Raw genomic sequence first — 16,079 nt, forward strand, 5'->3', positions numbered from 1 at the left:
CGATAAGGCACTAAACTATCACTCCCGTTCAGCAAACGGTATCATTGTTACAAAAGTCTTGACGGGAATTCTGAACATCAGCAGCTAAGTCGTTGCCTCAGAACAGCAGGTACTATTAACCCCATTCAGCAACTACGTAAGCTAGCCATCCTACCCTTCCCGTTTTTCTATACCTTTCGCCCCGCCGCCACCCTACCCTCTATCCTTCATGACCGCCCCCCGACTGCTCCGCCTGCCGCTGCTGGTGCTGCTGGCTTTGCTGTGCGCCTGCTCCAAGCCCGGCGTCGACGACCAAACCGCCGCCAGCGCCGCCGACGGCGAGGAAATCGATCCGTACGAAAACCTGGTGTTCAACTTCGATGAGGCGGTGGCTACGGAGGCGCAGTTGAACCGCTGGGACACGGCGCAGTACGTGCGCTTTGAGCCGGCGGTGCGGGGCAAGTTCAAGTGGACTTCGGAGCGGGAACTGGTGTTTTCACCGGCCGAGCCGTTTCGGCCGAGCACGGCCTTCAAGGCAGAGTTGCGGCCGCAGGCGCTGCCCAGTGGCAAACAGAAAAACGCGCCCAAGCTCAGCCGCACGGAGTTTCACACGCCGTACTTGCGCATGAGCGAGCCGCAGGTGTTCTGGACGGCCTCGCAGCAGAGCAGCGAACCGACGGTGCGCCTGAACGCGGTATTCAACTACGCCGTGCGCCCCGCCGACCTGCGCCCGCGCCTGCGCCTGACGGTAAACGGACAGCAGGTGCCTTTTGAAGTAGTATCCGCCGAGCCCGACCGCGTGGTGGGCATCCGGCCCACGCAGCCCATCGGGCCGGGCCGAACTGTTCAGCTCCACGTGGAACCTGGCCTCAAGCCCGTAGGCGGCGGCAAAGGCACGGGCACGCAGCTCACGGCCGAGGCACCGGTGCCCGATCCGCAGCAGCTGCAGGTGCGCGAGCTGACCGGTTCCCTGCTCAACGGCGAGCCGGTGGTGACGGTGCTCACCGACCAACCCATGACAGCCGAGCAGGCCCAGGCCGTGGTGCGGGTGTCGCCGGTGGTGCCGTTTGCGGTGGAGGCGCTGGAAAGTGGCTTTGTGCTGCGCGGGGGCTTTGAGGTGGGCAAGACCTACACCGTGAGCCTGGGCCAGGGAGCCTACGGGGCACTGGGTGGGCAGCTGGCCGAGCCGTTCAGCCAGACGGTTTCCTTCGGCGACGAGCGGCCCAGCATCAGCTTTGCCCACGGCGAAAAGGCCATGTACCTCGGCGCGCAGGGCCTGCGCAACTTGGGCCTGCGCATCAACGAGGTGGAGAAGGTGAAGGTGAGCATCTACAAGGTGTACGCCAACAACATCCGCGAGCTGCTGCGCTCGGGCCAACAGTACGGCTACGGCAACGAAGAAGGCGGTGGCGAGGAAGGCGGCGAAGAAAGCAACTATGAAGAGGGCGAGTACGTCGACCGCAGCTACAACTACTACAATACCGAAGACTTCGGCAACCTGCTCACGGAGCGCACCTACACCACCAAGGGCCTGCCCAAGGCCGGGGGGCTGCGCCTGCTGCACCTCTCGCTCGATGAGCTGGAGTTCGGCAACAACCTGAAGGGCCTGTACGTGGTGAAGGTGCAGGACACCGAGCGGCAGTGGCTGCAGGTGTCGAAGCTGGTGGCCGTGTCGGATCTGGGCGTGGTGGTAAAGCGCCACGCCGACGGCGGGGCCATGGTATTCGTGAATTCGCTGCGCACGGCCAAGCCGGTGGGCGGCGCCGCGGTGCGCTTCATCAGCCACAACAACCAAGGAATGTTTACGGGCAGCACCAACGCCAGCGGCGTGGCCCTGCTTGGCCGCGGCGACAGCGTGGCTAATAGCCGCTTCCGCCTGGACATGGTGATGGTGCAGCACGGCTCCGACTTCACCTTCCTGCAGTTGGAGCGCGCCCGCGTGGAAACCTCGCGCTACGACGTGGGCGGGCTGCAATCGAACCCCACGCACCTGCAGGCCTTCCTGTACGGCGACCGGGACCTGTACCGGCCCGGCGACACCATCCGGACCAACACCGTGGTGCGCACCGACGACTGGCGCGTGCCCGGCGCGGTGCCGATGAAAATCCGCCTGCTGCTGCCCTCGGGCAAGGAATACGCCAGCTACCGCCGCACGCTGTCGAAGGAAGACGGCTCGTTTGAGGCGCAGTTCATCGTGCCGCCCTCGGTAATGACGGGCCTGTACACGCTGGAAGTACTCACCGGCAACGACGTGCTGCTGACCTCGCGCAAAATCAGCGTGGAGGAGTTCGTTCCCGACCGTTTGAAAGTGACCGTGACGGCCACACCCCAGCGGGTGCAGCCTGGCCAGACGGTGCGCGCCGCCGTGCTGGCCCAGAATCTGTTCGGCCCGCCCGCCACCGACCGCAAGGTGGAAGTGGAGTTTTCGCTCAAGCAAAAGCCCTTCGCCCCGAAGGAATACGCGGAGTATGATTTCAGCATCCGCAGCGGCGTGGAGCGGCGCGGCTCCTACGGCGAAACCGACAACGAAAACGCCCTGAACGAACGGTTTGAGAAAGCCGTGCGCGAAACCCGCACCGACGCCCAGGGCCGCGCCGTGGCCGAGTACCAGGTGCCCGCTTACCAAGACCTGGGCACGCTGGAAGGCACGGCCTTCGCCACGGTGTTCGATGAAACCGGCCGCCCCGTCAACCGCCTCGCTACCTTCGAGGTGCCGACGCAGGCTGTAATGTTCGGCATCCGGCAGCTGCCCGAGCTGGTGAGCACCCGGCAGGCCGTGCCGCTGCGCATCGTGGCCCTCACGCCGCAGGGCAAGCCCACCCAGGCGCAGGGCCAGGTGCGCATCGTGCGCATGCTCTGGGAAACGGTGCTGGAGCGCCAGGGCGGCCGCTATACCTACAACTCGCAGCGCCGGGAGCAAACGGTGCTGAACGTACCCATTCAGGCCGGACCCGAAGCCCTGGTGAACTATACGCCGGTATACTCCGGCGAGTACGAGGTGCGCGTGGCCCGGCCCGGCGCCGCCACCTACGTGGCCAGCCGCTTCTACGCCTACGGCTACGGCGACACGCAGACCAACGCCTTCGAGGTAAGCAACGAAGGCCAGGTGCAGATCGAGGCCGATAAGGACAAGTACCAGCCTGGCGACAAAGCCACGCTGCTACTCAAGACGCCCTTCCCCGGCCGCGTGCTGGTGACGGTGGAGCGCAACCGCGTGCTGGAGCATTTTTACGTGGATACCGACGAGAAATCGGCCCGGGTGACGGTGCCCATCCGCGCCGGCCACCTGCCCAACGTGTACGTGACAGCCACCGCCATCCGGCCCATCTCGGCTGATTCCAAGATTCCGCTCACCGTGGCCCGCGGCTTCGTGCCGCTGACGGTGGAGAAGCCCGATTCGCGCCTGCCCGTGACGGTGAAGGCCCCGACCCAGAGCCGCTCCCAAACCTGGCAAACCGTGGAGGTGCAAACCAAGCCCGGCGCGGCCGTGACGCTGGCCATTGTGGACGAGGGCATTCTACAGATGAAGAACTACCGCACGCCCGACCCCTTCGGCTACTTCTACCAGAAGCGCGCCCTGGAAGTATCGGCCCACGACGTGTACCCCTTCCTGCTGCCCGAGCTGGGCACCTCCTCCTCCGGCGGCGACGGCTACGACCTCGCGCGCCGCACCACGCCCGTGCCCTCGCGGCGCGTGCAGCTGGTGGCCCGCTGGAGCGGCGTGAAGCGCGCCGATGCCAACGGCCGGGTGCAGGTGCGGGTGCGCGTACCGCAGTTCAGCGGGGCCCTGCGCCTGATGGCTGTGGCTTACAAGGGCGACGCGTTCGGTTCGGCCGAGCACACCATGCGCGTGGCCGATCCGGTGGTTATCAGCACGGCGCTGCCGCGGTTTATGAGCCCGGGGGATACGATTGACGTGCCGGTGACGCTGACGAATACGACTGGATATACGATGGACGTCCGGCTATTTCCTTCCGATGGGTTAGTAAAGCAAGTACCTGACGCCATTTCTCCATTAGGCCCAGTCCATAAGGTCCGTGACGTTCTATTAAAACCAAACAAAGAGACTCGTGTAACATATCGATACACTGCATCATCTATCGGGTCAGGTTTTGTTGAGATTGAAATTCATGCCTATAAACGTAGCAATCCTAATATTTCAGCAATGCTGACAGATAAGGATGTCGGCAAGGCGACCTATGTAATAACTGAGAAAATTGAACTCCCCGTCCGCCCCGCCTCCCCGCTGCAGATGCGGACCGGCTCAGGCGTGGTGCAGGGCGGCCAAACGCAGCCGCTGGACTTGCGCACCGATTTCCTACCGACGGCCCAGCGCAGCCAGCTGGTGCTGAGCCGCTCGCCGATGACGGAATTCAGCAAAGACCTGCGCTATCTGCTGCAGTACCCCTACGGCTGCCTGGAGCAAACCGTATCGGCCGCCTTCCCGCAGCTCTACTACCCTGACCTCGCGGCCACGCTCGGGCAGAGTAAGAAGACGCAGCGCTTCAACCCCAATTACCACGTGCAGGAGGCCATCCGGAAAATTGAAAGCCAGCAGCTCTACAACGGCTCCTTGAGCTACTGGCCCGGCGGCGACTACGATAACTGGTGGACCACGGCCTACGCCGCTCACTTCCTGCTCGAAGCCAAGCGCGCCGGTTTCGCCGTGAACCAGGGCATTCTGGACAAAACGCTGCGCTACCTGCAGTACCGCATCAAGAAGCGCGAAACCGAGCCTTACCGCTACTTCGACGCCGGCGGCGTGGCCCGCGAGCAGATCATTGCCAAAAAGGAAATTGCCTACTCGCTCTACGTGCTGGCTCTGGCCGGTATGCCCGATCCGGTAGCCCTGAACTACTACCGCGCCAACCAGCGCCTGCTGGCCCAAGACTCCCGTTTCGTGCTGGCCAGCACCAGCGCCCTATCGGGCCAGACCAAGGGCTTCCGCGACCTGCTGCCGCGCACGTTCAATCAGCCCGCCGCCAGCCGCGCTTTCGACGGCTCGTTCTACTCGCCCGTGCGCGACCTGGCCCTGGCGCTGAATACCCTCATCGAAGCCGACCCCGAAAATCCGCTGGTGGCCCAGATGGCCCGGCAGCTCTCGCGGCAGGTGAAATCGGCCAACTGGCTCAACACCCAGGAGCGCGCCTTCTCCCTGCTGGCCCTGGGCAAAGTGGCCCGCCAGAACAAGAACAGCACCGCCACGGCTACCCTGGCCGATGCCAGCGGGGCAGTGCTCGGCCAGTACAAAGGCCCGCAGGACCTCGCCATCAGCAACGTGGCCAACCGCCGCCTGAGCCTGCGCACCCAGGGCACCGGCGCGCTATACTACTACTGGACGCTGGAAGGCATTTCGCCCACCGGCCGCGTGCCCGAGGAAGATCAGTACCTGCAGGTGCGCCGCCAGTTCCTTGACCGCACCGGTAAGCCCGTCGGCCGCGCCGAGTTCCGGCAGAACGACCTGGTGGTGGTGAAAATCACGCTGCAGTCGGGCCAGTACGCCAGCGAGGTGCCCAACGTGGCCATTACCGACCTGCTGCCCGCCGGCCTCGAAATCGAGAACCCGCGCATCGGCGCCGTACGTGAGCTGACCTGGGCCACCGACGCCGCCACGCCCGATTACCTGGACGTGCGCGACGACCGCATCAACCTGTTCACCACCGCCACCACGCAACCCAAGTCGTTCTACTATTTGGCGCGGGCCGTGTCGAAGGGCACATTCAAGCTCGGCCCGGTAAGTGCCGATGCTATGTACAACGCGGAGTACCACTCGTACAGCGGCGCGGGCGTGGTGCGGGTGCGATAAGGGCGCTTCTTGGCGCCTCGGCGCTGGCGCACGGTCGGGATTCCCGTAGCGCGGCTTGCTTAGCGCTCAAGCCTCAACAATAGCCTTTGTCGGGCAGGGTCGTACAACGAACACCACCCGGCAAAGGCTATTGCTATGAAGGCTCATTTCGAATTCGCTCCGGTCAACCGCTTGTTGCTGGCGCTATTTCTGCTGCTGAATCTGCCCGCGGGCACATATGCCCAAAACAATGAGGACCAGGGAGGGCCGGTCCGGCTCAATGCCAACGACAACGGTCGGCAGGTACAGCTGACCGTGGGCGACCGGCTGATCGTACGCTTGCCTACCACTAGTGCCCGCTACGGATGGCGCATGGTACAGAACTATCCCGGCCAGCTCACGCTGGTCAGAAGCGTAGCTCTGCCGGGCGTGAGCAGCGGCGTGCCCGGCGCCCCAGCCACCCACGAGCTACAATTTCAGGCGATAGGTACCGGCGGACTCGACCTGACCCTGATTTCGGCGCTACCGGGCACGGGCTACTCACCGCTCGGCGGCTACTTCCACGTCTACCTGACCATCGACCAGCCCGGCGTGGCCAAAAATGTCAACATCACCGAGTATGACAACCACGGCCGCGTGACGGTAAACAAGGGCGACCAGCTGCAAATCCGCCTCGGCACCACCACCGGCTCGGCGTACCGCTGGGAAGCCATGCCCATTGCCGATAACGTGGTGCAACTAGTAACGCAGCAGGAGCAGCCGGCCAAGCAGCGCCGCAAAAAGCCCAAGCCCGGCAGTCCGGAAGAAGTAACGTTTAACTACCAAGCGCTGAACCCCGGCCGTACCACCATCCGCTTTTTGTACCGCAGCGGCACCGACAACGAGGCCCCGCCGGCTCGGGACTTCGTGCTCGATGTGGAAGTACCCGCGGTAACGGGTAGCAGGTGATTCACTCCAGTCTTTGGTTGTAAAAAGCCCGGCATAATCAGCCGGACGCCACCCTCCTCTTTGTGTGGCGCCTGTGCGGGGTAACAATAATTTCGACGGGCAAATGACGGCGGCACTGCCGGGGTGCAGCGCCTATCTTTGCCTTCCGATGAATTACCTGATTTACCTAGCCCAAGGCCCTGCCGCGCTGCGCTGCGAAGCGTTGTACAGCGTGCTTTCCTACTTCCGTGTAGCTCCGGAGCCACCGGCACAGGTACTCATCTATACCGATGATGCCGCGGCCTTCCAACAGGTACTCGGCCCGCGGCCCGATGTGCACTACCCTGCCGTAACGCCCGAAGAGTGGAAAGCCTGGCGCGGCAAGGCTGATATGGTGTACATGGTGAAAATCGGGGTGCTGGAACACGCAGCTGTGCATTACCCCGGTAATCTGCTGCTCATCGACACCGATACCATCTGGCAGCTAAACCCCGCACCGCTGTTTGCGCAGATAGCGCAGGGGCAGCGTTTCCTGCACGCCACCGAAGGCCGCCTCGGCTACGGCGACAACCTCAACCGCAAAGTATACCGCAACCTCACCGGTCATCCTTACCGATTCGGCGGCACGCCAGTTCAGATTACGCCCGAAACGGTGATGCTGAACTCGGGCGCCATTGGGCTGAGCAGCCGGGAACTGCCGCTGCTGCGCGAGGTGCGCGAGCTGGCCGAGCAGTTTTACGCAGTGTACCGCAAGCACCTGATGGAGCAGCTAGCATTCAGCGTGCGCCTCACCATGGCCGGCCCGGTGCAGGAAGCCGCGCCCTACGTGCTGCACTACTGGAACCTCAAAGGTGTAAGGCCCACGCTGGTCGAGCTGTTTGGGAAGCACCAAGGCAGCAGCCACCCCGACCTGCTGCGTCGCCTCGATGCGCTGAACCTGCCCGCGCTGCACCATTCCGAGCTGGAATACCGCAACCTCAAGGGCTGGCGTCGCACTTGGCGCAAGCTCACCGGCCGCCGCTGGCGCCTGCCGGTTTTTGAGGTATAGTACTGAGCTGGTGTTACCTTCACGGCAACTGCTGATTTGCCCCTGACGCTTATGTTCCGCCGCCCGCCGTACCCCTTGTTGCGCCGCCTGCGGTGGCCGCTGCTGGGGTTGCTGTTCGCGTTACTTATGGCAGCAGGGCTGAACTGGGCATTCCCACTTCCCTCGCCCCGGCCCTATTCGCCGCTGGTGCTGGCGGCCGATGGCTCGGTGCTGCACGCCTACCTTTCGCCCGACCAGAAGTGGCGCATGGCCACCGAGCTGCGCGACATCACCCCCACGCTCCGCAAGGCCATCGTCGCCAAAGAAGACCGATGGTTCTACTACCATCCGGGCATCAACCCCGTGGCCCTGCTCCAAGCTGGTGCCCGCAATGCTACCGGCAACGGCCGCCGGACCGGGGCCAGCACCATCACCATGCAAGTGGCTCGGCTGCTGGAGCCGAAGGAGCGCACTGTGGGCAACAAGCTGCTGGAAATGCTGCGGGCCCTGCAGCTGGAAGCACATTACTCCAAGGATGAAATTCTGCAGCTGTACCTGAACCTGGTGCCTTACGGCTCCAACGTGGAGGGCGTAAAATCAGCTGCGCTGCTGTACTACGGGCAGCCACCGCACTATCTCTCCCTGGCCCAGACGGTTACGCTCACCATTGTGCCCAACAACCCGACGGGCCTCGCGCCCGGCCGCCACAACGGCGCCTTGCTCGCGGCCCGCAACAAGTGGCTGCGGCGCCTCTCGGCGGAGGGCGTGTTTGCACAAGCCGACGTCGACAACGCGCTTGCGGAGCCCTTGCTGGCCCAACGCCGCGCAGCACCGCATCTGGCGCCGCATTTTGCCCGCCGGCTGGTGGAGCAGCAGCGCGCCGTGCGCCTTCCCAATGCGAAACCAACGGCCACGGTAAGATCGACTTTGGTGCGCGCCAAGCAGGCCAAGGCCGAAGACCTCACGCGCCACTACGTGCGCCGCCTTGCGCCGCTGGGCATCACACAGGCTGCCGTGCTGGTGGTCGACAACCGCACCCGCGCCGTGGAGGCCTACGTAGGTTCCGCTGATTTTCGGGATGTGCTGCACCAGGGCCAGGTCGATGGCATTCGGGCCGTCCGCTCGCCGGGTAGTACGCTGAAACCGTTTCTGTACGCCGTAGCCATCGACCGGGGCCTTATCACGCCCAAGCGCGTGCTGCCCGACGTGCCCACCAACTTCGCCGGCTTTCGGCCCGAAAACTTCGACAAGCGCTGCAACGGCGAGGTGACGCTGGAGCGGGCCTTGGCATACTCGCTCAACATCCCGGCCGTGCACGTGCTGCAGCAACTTGGCACCGATGCTTTTACGCAACAGCTGCGTCGCGCCGGGTTCCGCACGGTGGCCCGGCAGGCGCCGCAATTAGGGCTAAGCACTATTCTGGGCGGCTGCGGTGCGTCGTTGGAAGAGCTGGTGGGTTTGTACGCCGCGCTGGCCGATGGGGGCCACTACGCACCGCTGCGCTGGACCCAGCAAAGCCCGCCGGTGAAACCAGAGCCGCTGGTATCACCCGCTGCGGCGTACCTCGTCACCGACATCCTGTCGCAACTCGTGCGGCCTGATTTGCCGGTGGGCTACGAAAACTCCCTGCGCCTGCCGCGCATTGCCTGGAAAACCGGCACTAGCTACGGCCGCCGCGACGCCTGGAGCATCGGCTACAACCGCCACTACACCATTGGGGTGTGGGTTGGCAATTTCTCGGGCCAAGGCGCCCCCGCCCTCACCGGCACCGACGTAGCTACGCCCCTACTATTTGACCTGTTCAATGCGCTGAGCTACAACGACGGCGGCGAGTGGTTTGCACCGCCTGCCGGGCTGGATTTTCGCTTGGTATGCTCGGTAAGCGGCAAGGTACCGAGTGAGCATTGCCCCGATCAGGTTATGGATTATTTTCTGCCCGGCGTATCGGATGTGCGCCGCTGCGAGCATCAGCAGGAAGTGTTTGTATCGGCGGAAGGCGACCGGAGCTATTGCCGCGCCTGCTTACCCGCCGCGGGCTACCGCCGCGTGCTCTACCCCAACTTCACGCCCGAAGTTCTGGCGTTCAAAGCTGCCCAGGGCCTGCCCCATGCCGTGCGGCCGCCGCATAATTCCGCCTGCACCCTCGTACGCGCCGCCGATGCCACGCTCGATCAGGCACCACGCATCCTCTCGCCCACGCCCAATGCCGAGTACGTGCTCGATGCCCACGACTCGCAGCAGTTACAATTGCGCTGCGCCGCCGCCAACGACGTACGCCAGGTGTATTGGTACGCCAACGACCAGTTTGTGCGGGCTGCTAGTCCGGCCGAAGCTGTTTTCATTCGCCCAGGCATCGGTCCGCTAAAGATTTCCTGCGCCGACGACCACGGCCGCAACACCGATGTGCGGGTGCTGGTGGAGCGCTTGTAAGGGGGATAATTCCCCTAGCTTACAGCAGATGGGCTATTCTGTTCGGCTCGTTGGGCCTGCAATAGCCAATCGGTAGCATCGCCTTCCTGAATAGCGTAGTGCAGACGATAGGGCAATGTATGATCAACAACTGTTGGCTGGCTGCTCAAAAAATCGGTGGCACCGGGCAGGCTGTCGGGCGCTACCAGGTAGCTGAGGTGGATGCGGCCACCCATGTGCTGCGCGGCCTGCGGTAGAAATTCACCAAAAATCCAATCTGTTACCACTCGGCTGGAGCTGTGCCGACGCCGCCCATCCAGCAGCCAGAACCGGCAATGGTTGGGGGCTGCTTGCTGCAAAAACCGGTATACCTGGCGTATTTCATCGTCGGAGCTAGGCCCCATCCAGCGCAAGACCACGATATGCAGGTCGGGGCGGTAGGACATTTCGACGAGAGCAAAGGGCGAAGGCAGCAACATGGATCAGGTGGAGAAACAACGTAGGCGGGCAGATACTTACAAAGTACGCATCTTCAGCTGGGGCGTTGGTAATGCAGCGCAGGCCCAGGCTCGCATATTGCTAGCCTGAGCTGGAATTTTCTTTCCCCAAGCCTCAATCTGCTTTATCGGATTCCGTGCCTAGCTCGTCGCCCAGCGTGTCTTTGATGTAAATTTCCTGCACCAGCGTGATGACCACCACCAGCGCGGGCATGGCAATGATGGTGCCCGGCAAGCCGAACAATACCCCGCCGAGCAAGGCCCCTAGCAGAAGCAACACCGGCGGTACGGCCACCGTCCGCTGCTGTACCAATGGAACCACCACGTAACTCTCAACCTGCTGTATTGCCAAATACACCAGCCCTACATAGAGCACCATCTGAGGGCCCTCCAGCACTGCCAGCAGCAAGGCCGGCACTGCCGCTACCAAGGGACCGATAAAGGGCACAAAGTCGAAAATAAAGGCAATGATGGCCAGCACCAGCGCCAGTCGCATGCCCAGCAGCATCAGGCCCAGCCAAGTAAGCACGCCTACCGCCAGCATGGCAATGAACTGGCCCAGTAGCCAGCCTTCCAGCTTATCGGCTACACTGCTGACGATGGCCCGGGTACGGGCCCGCCGCTTCACCGGGAACAGCCGCGCAAAACCCGATACATACAGAGTGGGGTTGAGCGCCAGGAACAGTCCCCCGACCAAGATAACTACCGTATTGGTGAGCACGCCGGCTATGCCGCCGAGCACGCCCGTCACGCGCTGCAGCGAAGGCGCTGGCAGCTCATCGTCCATGTTCTTGAGTATGTAACGGCCCCACTGTGTATTGTCGAGCTGCTGCTTGATCTTGTCGATAGAAGCGGGGATTTCGGCCGTCAGGGCATCGGCCTGATCGGATATCCGCGGGGCAGCCAGCACGATTACGCCGGTCAGCGCCCCCAGCAAGAGCACGGTAGCAAGCCCTACTGCGCCCTTCATTGGCAGCTTTGGAACAGCCTTGCGTAGCAGCCGCGCCACGGCCCGTAACAACACAGCCATCAGCACCACTCCGAAGCCCAGCAGCAGAACGGACTTGCTGGCCCACAGAAAAGCCAGCAACAGCCCCGCAAATACCACAATCCCCACCACAATAAGCACACGGGAAACGAAGCCGGAGGACTGCTCCTGGGGTTCGAAAGGCTCGGCAGCGGGTGGCGGCCCGGTGGAACGTGGGCGAGAAAGGCGTTGGGGTGTACCATCCATAATTGGAGCAGTTAAGCAACGCGCATTATTACCGGCGAGAAAGACTAAACGCCGCTGCCGGAAGCAGGCGCCACATTGATCATACTAGTCGTTTTGCCTAAAGGTTGGTTTACAACGCCTTGCCTCGCCCTCTTCTCGGAGCCAGGCGGCGTGCAGCACAAACAAAAACCGGCCCCCGAATGCACCGCATTGGCAGTGCGTTCGGGGGCCGGAAGCAGGTGTCAGGCTGCGGGAGCCGATGCGGCTTAGCCGCCCGAGCCGCTGCCGCTCAGTTTGCCTTTGATCTTGTCGGTTACGGTGCCTATGATGCCGTCAACAGCGGTCATCTGCTCGGTTTGGGCATGGCCGCGCGGATCGGGCGGGGCCAGTTGTGGAATACCGCCTAAGGGCTGAGCTTTCACCACGCTAAACTCGCCTTTACCGTCCAGCGACGGGCCCTTCGTCCAGCGGCCACCTTCCAAGGTATCGTTGCCAATGTAGGTGCTTACGAAGGCGTAGTTGAAATCCTTGTTTTCCTCGCTCTGCGGGAAGCTGTTCGGGATGGGGTGAACACCTTGCAGACCGCCGATTTCTTCCAGCACGGCCAGCCACTGGTTCTGGTGCATGGTGTCGCGGGCAATGAGGAAGGCCAGCATGTCTTTCATGCCTGCGTCGTCGGTGGCTTCCCAGAGGCGAGTAGCCAGCACGCGGCCAGTGCTTTCGGCCATCACGTTGGCATGCATATCAGCGGCGAGGTTGCCGCTGCCCACTACCCACGAACCGTTGAAAGGGACGCCGTTGGCATCTACGGCCATTGCCGCCAGGCCCGACGACAGCACATGGCGCACATCCATGCCACCCATGACGGCTCCAATGGCTTTATCCTTGGCCATTTCGTCCTTCAGCCCCATCGGAGCACCTTCTAGGTTCAGTGCCACAGCCGTAGCCAGCATCTCGATGTGGGCCATTTCCTCCGTGCCGGTTTCGAGCAGCATGTCGCGGTACTTCTGCGGACCGCGCGAACCCCAGGCCTGAAACATATACTGCAGGCACACTCGGATTTCGCCTTCGATGCCGCCAATGGCTTGTTGCAGCATGCGCGCAAACACCGGATTGGGCTTGTCAACCCGTACTTTGTACTGGAGTTCTTTATCGTGGTAGAACATGATGTGAAAAGGGTTTTGGTTATGGTAGGCTAAAGATTGAGCTGGGGAATTAGCATCTCTATACGCTTGCTTTTCAGCTAAAGACTGCTGCAGAACTACGGCTTTTACCCCGTACATTAACCCATTTTATTACGTATTAATACTTAAATATAAGTGTTTACACGGATAACCTTAATTGAAATAGGCCTTTCTATCTCTTTTCCCCTTCCGGCTGCGCACAACCTAAGGCAAGTTTCAGGACGTGGGTAGAGCAGACTTCCCTGTTAATTGAAAAAGATCGAGGACATTAACCTGATACTCGAACAGCAAAACCAGTGCGCTACGTCGAGCTTGACGAACCGTAGGAAGTCCTAGCTAGCAAGACATCTGCGGGCTGATGTCCGAGAGTTCTTCTTCAAGAAGCTGCCTCAGTTCTTTGCTCTAAGCGCAGCAAGCAATTAACTAGCCCTACCTCATCCGAGCAGGCAAATCAACTCAAACTATACCCACACCCTGGGCATCTGAATTAGAGCCTTAGTTCTTAAAACCCCGTTTATATACGCTGAACTGTGGTCTTCATCAGAGAGCCCCTGCTTGCGGGTAGGCTCAAGTGAGATTGGCACGGTTTTCGGAAATACCCTTGCAAGAACGACGGTCATTGACATCGGTCAGGACCGGATTGCAGGTTGGTTGGCACCAAGACTTTCGTCTTCTGCTTACTCACCCGCTCCCAAACCTCAAACAGAGTTTTGTCGTTATGGCACGGTGCTTGCAAAAGCTTACATACCACTGATTACCAATCCACTAACTTCAACAAAGCCATGAAAACGCTCAGCTATATCATGATTCCAGCCCTGATGGTAAGCTCGCTCTTCGCTAGCGACGTTCAGGCCCAGGAAAGAAAACCCATCAGCCCACAAGCCAAAGGCGCCGTAATCGGTGGCTTGGGTGGCGCCGCCGCCGGTGCTATCATTCACAAGCGCAACCGCGTAGTGGGTGGCGCCGTGGGTGCTGCCGCGGGTGCCGGTACCGGTTATATGATCGGCCGCAACGTGCAGAACAAGCGCAAGGCTGAGGCCGCTGAGGCCAACCGCGTAGCTGCCGTACGGCGTGCCAACGCCGCCGAACGCAAAGCTTCCGCTGCCCGTGCCGAGCGCAATGCCCTCGCCCGCCGCGCCGAGGCTGCCGAGCAGAAAGCTGCCTTGGCCCAGGTGCAGCAGCCCCAAGTACCCGTGGTGGCCAACGGCTTCGGTGCCCAGCCTACCATGATGTATAACATGACTGGCACTACTATGACCGGTGGCATGGCTTCGGCTTACTTGCCTAACGATTCGTACGGTCAGCGCAACACCGCTTACCCGAATTCCGAATACCGCCGCAAGAGCTGGTAAGTTTGCGCCCCTACCTTTATTTCGCCGACTCCAGCCCCGTGCCGGAGTCGGCGAAATACTTTAACCCCAACCCCACCAAAACCCTGGTTTTATGAAACCCTCCCTGTGGATGCTGCTCGTTGTGGCCGCGTTCGTTTCGTCTTGCACCAAGACTGAAAACAAAGACACCGCCGCCGTCAACGTGCAGACGCTTAATCAGCAGTTTATCTCGGCTTGGAATAGCCGCAACGCCATTCAGCTCGACACCATGTTTGCCGATGACGTGCACTACATCCAGGGCGAAGCCCACTTCCAGGGCCGCTCGGAAGTATCGAACCGTTGGGTGCGCGAAACCCTCGGCACCATCGAGGATTTGCGCCTGCGCGTGGTCAGCTCCGGCGCCAGCGACAACATTGCCTACGAAGGTGGCACATTCGAAGTAGACGTACTGCCCGCTGGCCCCGGCCAGCCCGAGGGCGAAGGCGAAGGCAACTTCGTCCTGATCTGGAAGAAAAACCCCAAAGGGCTGTGGAAGCTGAGCTACGCCCAGCTGGAAGGCCTGCCGGTAAAGGCAAAATAGCGGCCCTCTAAACGCTTCACAGAAACGCCCCGTCAGTTTTGGCTGACGGGGCGTTTTTCTTGTAGGTTTGTTTGCACCACCAAGTTGAGGAAGCCGTGCTTCCGTCCGCCTATTGTTATTGTTACTATGGTATTCTCCCTCGCGAAAAAAGTTAGCGTTTTGCTTCTATCTGGTGTGCTGGCGGTTACAGCATGCAAAACTGATTCTCCAACGCCGGCAGACACGCACCAAGTAAGCGTGCGCTATAGCGGCACGGGACTAGGCAATACGGGTGCTTATGTAGAAGTCATTACCAACGTCAGGCGCTCCGATGCCGCGCTCATTTTTGCTAGTCCGATTCCATCTGCGAGCATGGACCAGATTTCACCAGCAGTTACCGTTTCGCGCAGCCGCACTTACACTGCCGTAATCGGCCTGAGACGTGTACTACCCGGTCAAACCATTCCGCCTAGTGCTGTACTGAAGGCCGAAATCCTTGTCGATGGAAAGCCCCGCAAAAGTGTAACCATTGATGCTAACACGCCGATCGGCACTAGCTTCCCCTCTGATAGCGTCACCATCAGGGAAACGGAGTGGTAGTGCTTTGATGGCCAGTGTCTAAGCAGAAGGTTCGTTTGGAACTTCGTCACCTGCGTGAATCGGGGCCATATTCTGCGCCTCTTCCTTGGTAAATAGCCGCGAGCGGATCAGGAACCGCACGCCGAGCGGAACTTCCAGTGAGAAGCTGGCCCCGCGGCCTTTGGTCACGTCCACGGTGAGCTGGGTGTGCTTCCAGTATTCAAACTGCGCGGCGCTCATAAAGAAATTGCAGCCGTGGATGCGGCCCAACCATACGTCGTTGGTCCCGACGCGGAATTCGCCGTCTGTAAAGCACGTGGGTGAGGAACCGTCGCAGCCGCCGCCGCTCTGGTGAAACATCAGCGGGCCGTGCTGGTCGCGCAGCAAATCGATGGTGGCCTCAGCGGCGGGCGTCAGCAGGACACGGGGAGTAGGAGCAGACATGGAAAGCAAAAAATAAAGTGGTACCAAAAGCAAAACGTCATGCTGCGCAGTTCGGAGCAACTCGCGTGCTGAGTCGGGGCTGAACCGGCTCCTAACGGCCAATTACTACCCGGCGAGTTGCTCCATCTGCCTACAGCATGACGTT

At 61.4% G+C, this 16,079-nt stretch carries 11 protein-coding genes; 7 read left to right on the forward strand and 4 right to left on the reverse strand.

Features of this window, described 5'->3' with window-relative positions; translation table 11 throughout:
• The first annotated feature begins 208 nt into the window (after positions 1–208).
• From AC5FXY_RS05655 to pbpC, 4 genes are all read left to right on the forward strand, one after another.
• Complete coding sequence (locus AC5FXY_RS05655; RefSeq protein ID WP_493555670.1) at positions 209–5,785, forward strand: alpha-2-macroglobulin family protein; 5,577 nt, start codon at positions 209–211, stop codon at positions 5,783–5,785.
• Positions 5,786–5,920: 135 nt separating this feature from the next.
• On the forward strand, positions 5,921–6,712 hold the full coding sequence (locus AC5FXY_RS05660) for a protease inhibitor I42 family protein (RefSeq protein ID WP_493555671.1): 792 nt from the start codon (positions 5,921–5,923) through the stop codon (positions 6,710–6,712).
• Between the two features lie 148 nt (positions 6,713–6,860).
• Positions 6,861–7,739, forward strand: a complete 879-nt coding sequence (locus tag AC5FXY_RS05665; RefSeq protein WP_493555672.1) for a hypothetical protein — start codon at positions 6,861–6,863, stop codon at positions 7,737–7,739.
• Positions 7,740–7,790: 51 nt separating this feature from the next.
• Positions 7,791–10,148 (forward strand): penicillin-binding protein 1C, encoded by a 2,358-nt coding sequence (gene pbpC / locus AC5FXY_RS05670; RefSeq protein ID WP_493555673.1) that lies wholly within the window; start codon positions 7,791–7,793, stop codon positions 10,146–10,148.
• 14 nt (positions 10,149–10,162) lie between these two features.
• Here the strand turns inward: pbpC and AC5FXY_RS05675 are convergent, their stop codons facing one another.
• The 3 genes from AC5FXY_RS05675 to AC5FXY_RS05685 all read right to left on the reverse strand — a co-directional run bounded on the left by AC5FXY_RS05675 (position 10,163) and on the right by AC5FXY_RS05685 (position 13,003).
• Positions 10,163–10,606, reverse strand: coding sequence for a hypothetical protein (locus AC5FXY_RS05675; RefSeq protein WP_493555674.1), 444 nt, complete (start codon positions 10,604–10,606; stop codon positions 10,163–10,165).
• Between the two features lie 133 nt (positions 10,607–10,739).
• Positions 10,740–11,858, reverse strand: a complete 1,119-nt coding sequence (locus AC5FXY_RS05680; RefSeq protein WP_493555675.1) for an AI-2E family transporter — start codon at positions 11,856–11,858, stop codon at positions 10,740–10,742.
• A 245-nt stretch (positions 11,859–12,103) separates the two neighbouring features.
• Positions 12,104–13,003, reverse strand: a complete 900-nt coding sequence (locus AC5FXY_RS05685) for a manganese catalase family protein (RefSeq protein WP_493555676.1) — start codon at positions 13,001–13,003, stop codon at positions 12,104–12,106.
• A gap of 800 nt (positions 13,004–13,803) precedes the next feature.
• Here AC5FXY_RS05685 and AC5FXY_RS05690 point away from each other — a divergent pair.
• The 3 genes from AC5FXY_RS05690 to AC5FXY_RS05700 all read left to right on the forward strand — a co-directional run bounded on the left by AC5FXY_RS05690 (position 13,804) and on the right by AC5FXY_RS05700 (position 15,511).
• Entirely contained in the window at positions 13,804–14,373 is a 570-nt protein-coding gene (locus tag AC5FXY_RS05690) for a glycine zipper domain-containing protein (RefSeq protein ID WP_493555677.1), read from the forward strand.
• Between the two features lie 91 nt (positions 14,374–14,464).
• Positions 14,465–14,932: a YybH family protein gene (locus tag AC5FXY_RS05695; RefSeq protein ID WP_493555678.1), complete on the forward strand. Its 468-nt coding sequence runs from the start codon at positions 14,465–14,467 to the stop codon at positions 14,930–14,932.
• Between the two features lie 126 nt (positions 14,933–15,058).
• A complete protein-coding gene (locus AC5FXY_RS05700) occupies positions 15,059–15,511 on the forward strand; it encodes a hypothetical protein (RefSeq protein WP_493555679.1) in 453 nt (150 codons plus the stop codon).
• Between the two features lie 18 nt (positions 15,512–15,529).
• On the opposite strand, the gene AC5FXY_RS05705 is transcribed toward AC5FXY_RS05700, so the two are convergent.
• Positions 15,530–15,934, reverse strand: a complete 405-nt coding sequence (locus tag AC5FXY_RS05705) for a DUF779 domain-containing protein (RefSeq protein WP_493555680.1) — start codon at positions 15,932–15,934, stop codon at positions 15,530–15,532.
• Positions 15,935–16,079 lie beyond the last annotated feature (145 nt).

The organism is Hymenobacter sp. FMD4 (genome assembly GCF_058932745.1).

Excerpts from the sequence above, each read along its gene's own strand:
- AC5FXY_RS05690 (WP_493555677.1), top strand. The coding sequence starts at position 13,804 with ATGAAAACGCTCAGCTATATCATGATTCCAGCCCTGATGGTAAGCTCG.
- AC5FXY_RS05655 (WP_493555670.1), top strand. The coding sequence starts at position 209 with ATGACCGCCCCCCGACTGCTCCGCCTGCCGCTGCTGGTGCTGCTGGCT.
- AC5FXY_RS05660 (WP_493555671.1), top strand. The coding sequence starts at position 5,921 with ATGAAGGCTCATTTCGAATTCGCTCCGGTCAACCGCTTGTTGCTGGCG.
- AC5FXY_RS05685 (WP_493555676.1), bottom strand. The coding sequence starts at position 13,003 with ATGTTCTACCACGATAAAGAACTCCAGTACAAAGTACGGGTTGACAAG.
- AC5FXY_RS05675 (WP_493555674.1), bottom strand. The coding sequence starts at position 10,606 with ATGTTGCTGCCTTCGCCCTTTGCTCTCGTCGAAATGTCCTACCGCCCC.
- AC5FXY_RS05680 (WP_493555675.1), bottom strand. The coding sequence starts at position 11,858 with ATGGATGGTACACCCCAACGCCTTTCTCGCCCACGTTCCACCGGGCCG.
- AC5FXY_RS05705 (WP_493555680.1), bottom strand. The coding sequence starts at position 15,934 with ATGTCTGCTCCTACTCCCCGTGTCCTGCTGACGCCCGCCGCTGAGGCC.
- AC5FXY_RS05695 (WP_493555678.1), top strand. The coding sequence starts at position 14,465 with ATGAAACCCTCCCTGTGGATGCTGCTCGTTGTGGCCGCGTTCGTTTCG.
- pbpC (WP_493555673.1), top strand. The coding sequence starts at position 7,791 with ATGTTCCGCCGCCCGCCGTACCCCTTGTTGCGCCGCCTGCGGTGGCCG.
- AC5FXY_RS05700 (WP_493555679.1), top strand. The coding sequence starts at position 15,059 with ATGGTATTCTCCCTCGCGAAAAAAGTTAGCGTTTTGCTTCTATCTGGT.
- AC5FXY_RS05665 (WP_493555672.1), top strand. The coding sequence starts at position 6,861 with ATGAATTACCTGATTTACCTAGCCCAAGGCCCTGCCGCGCTGCGCTGC.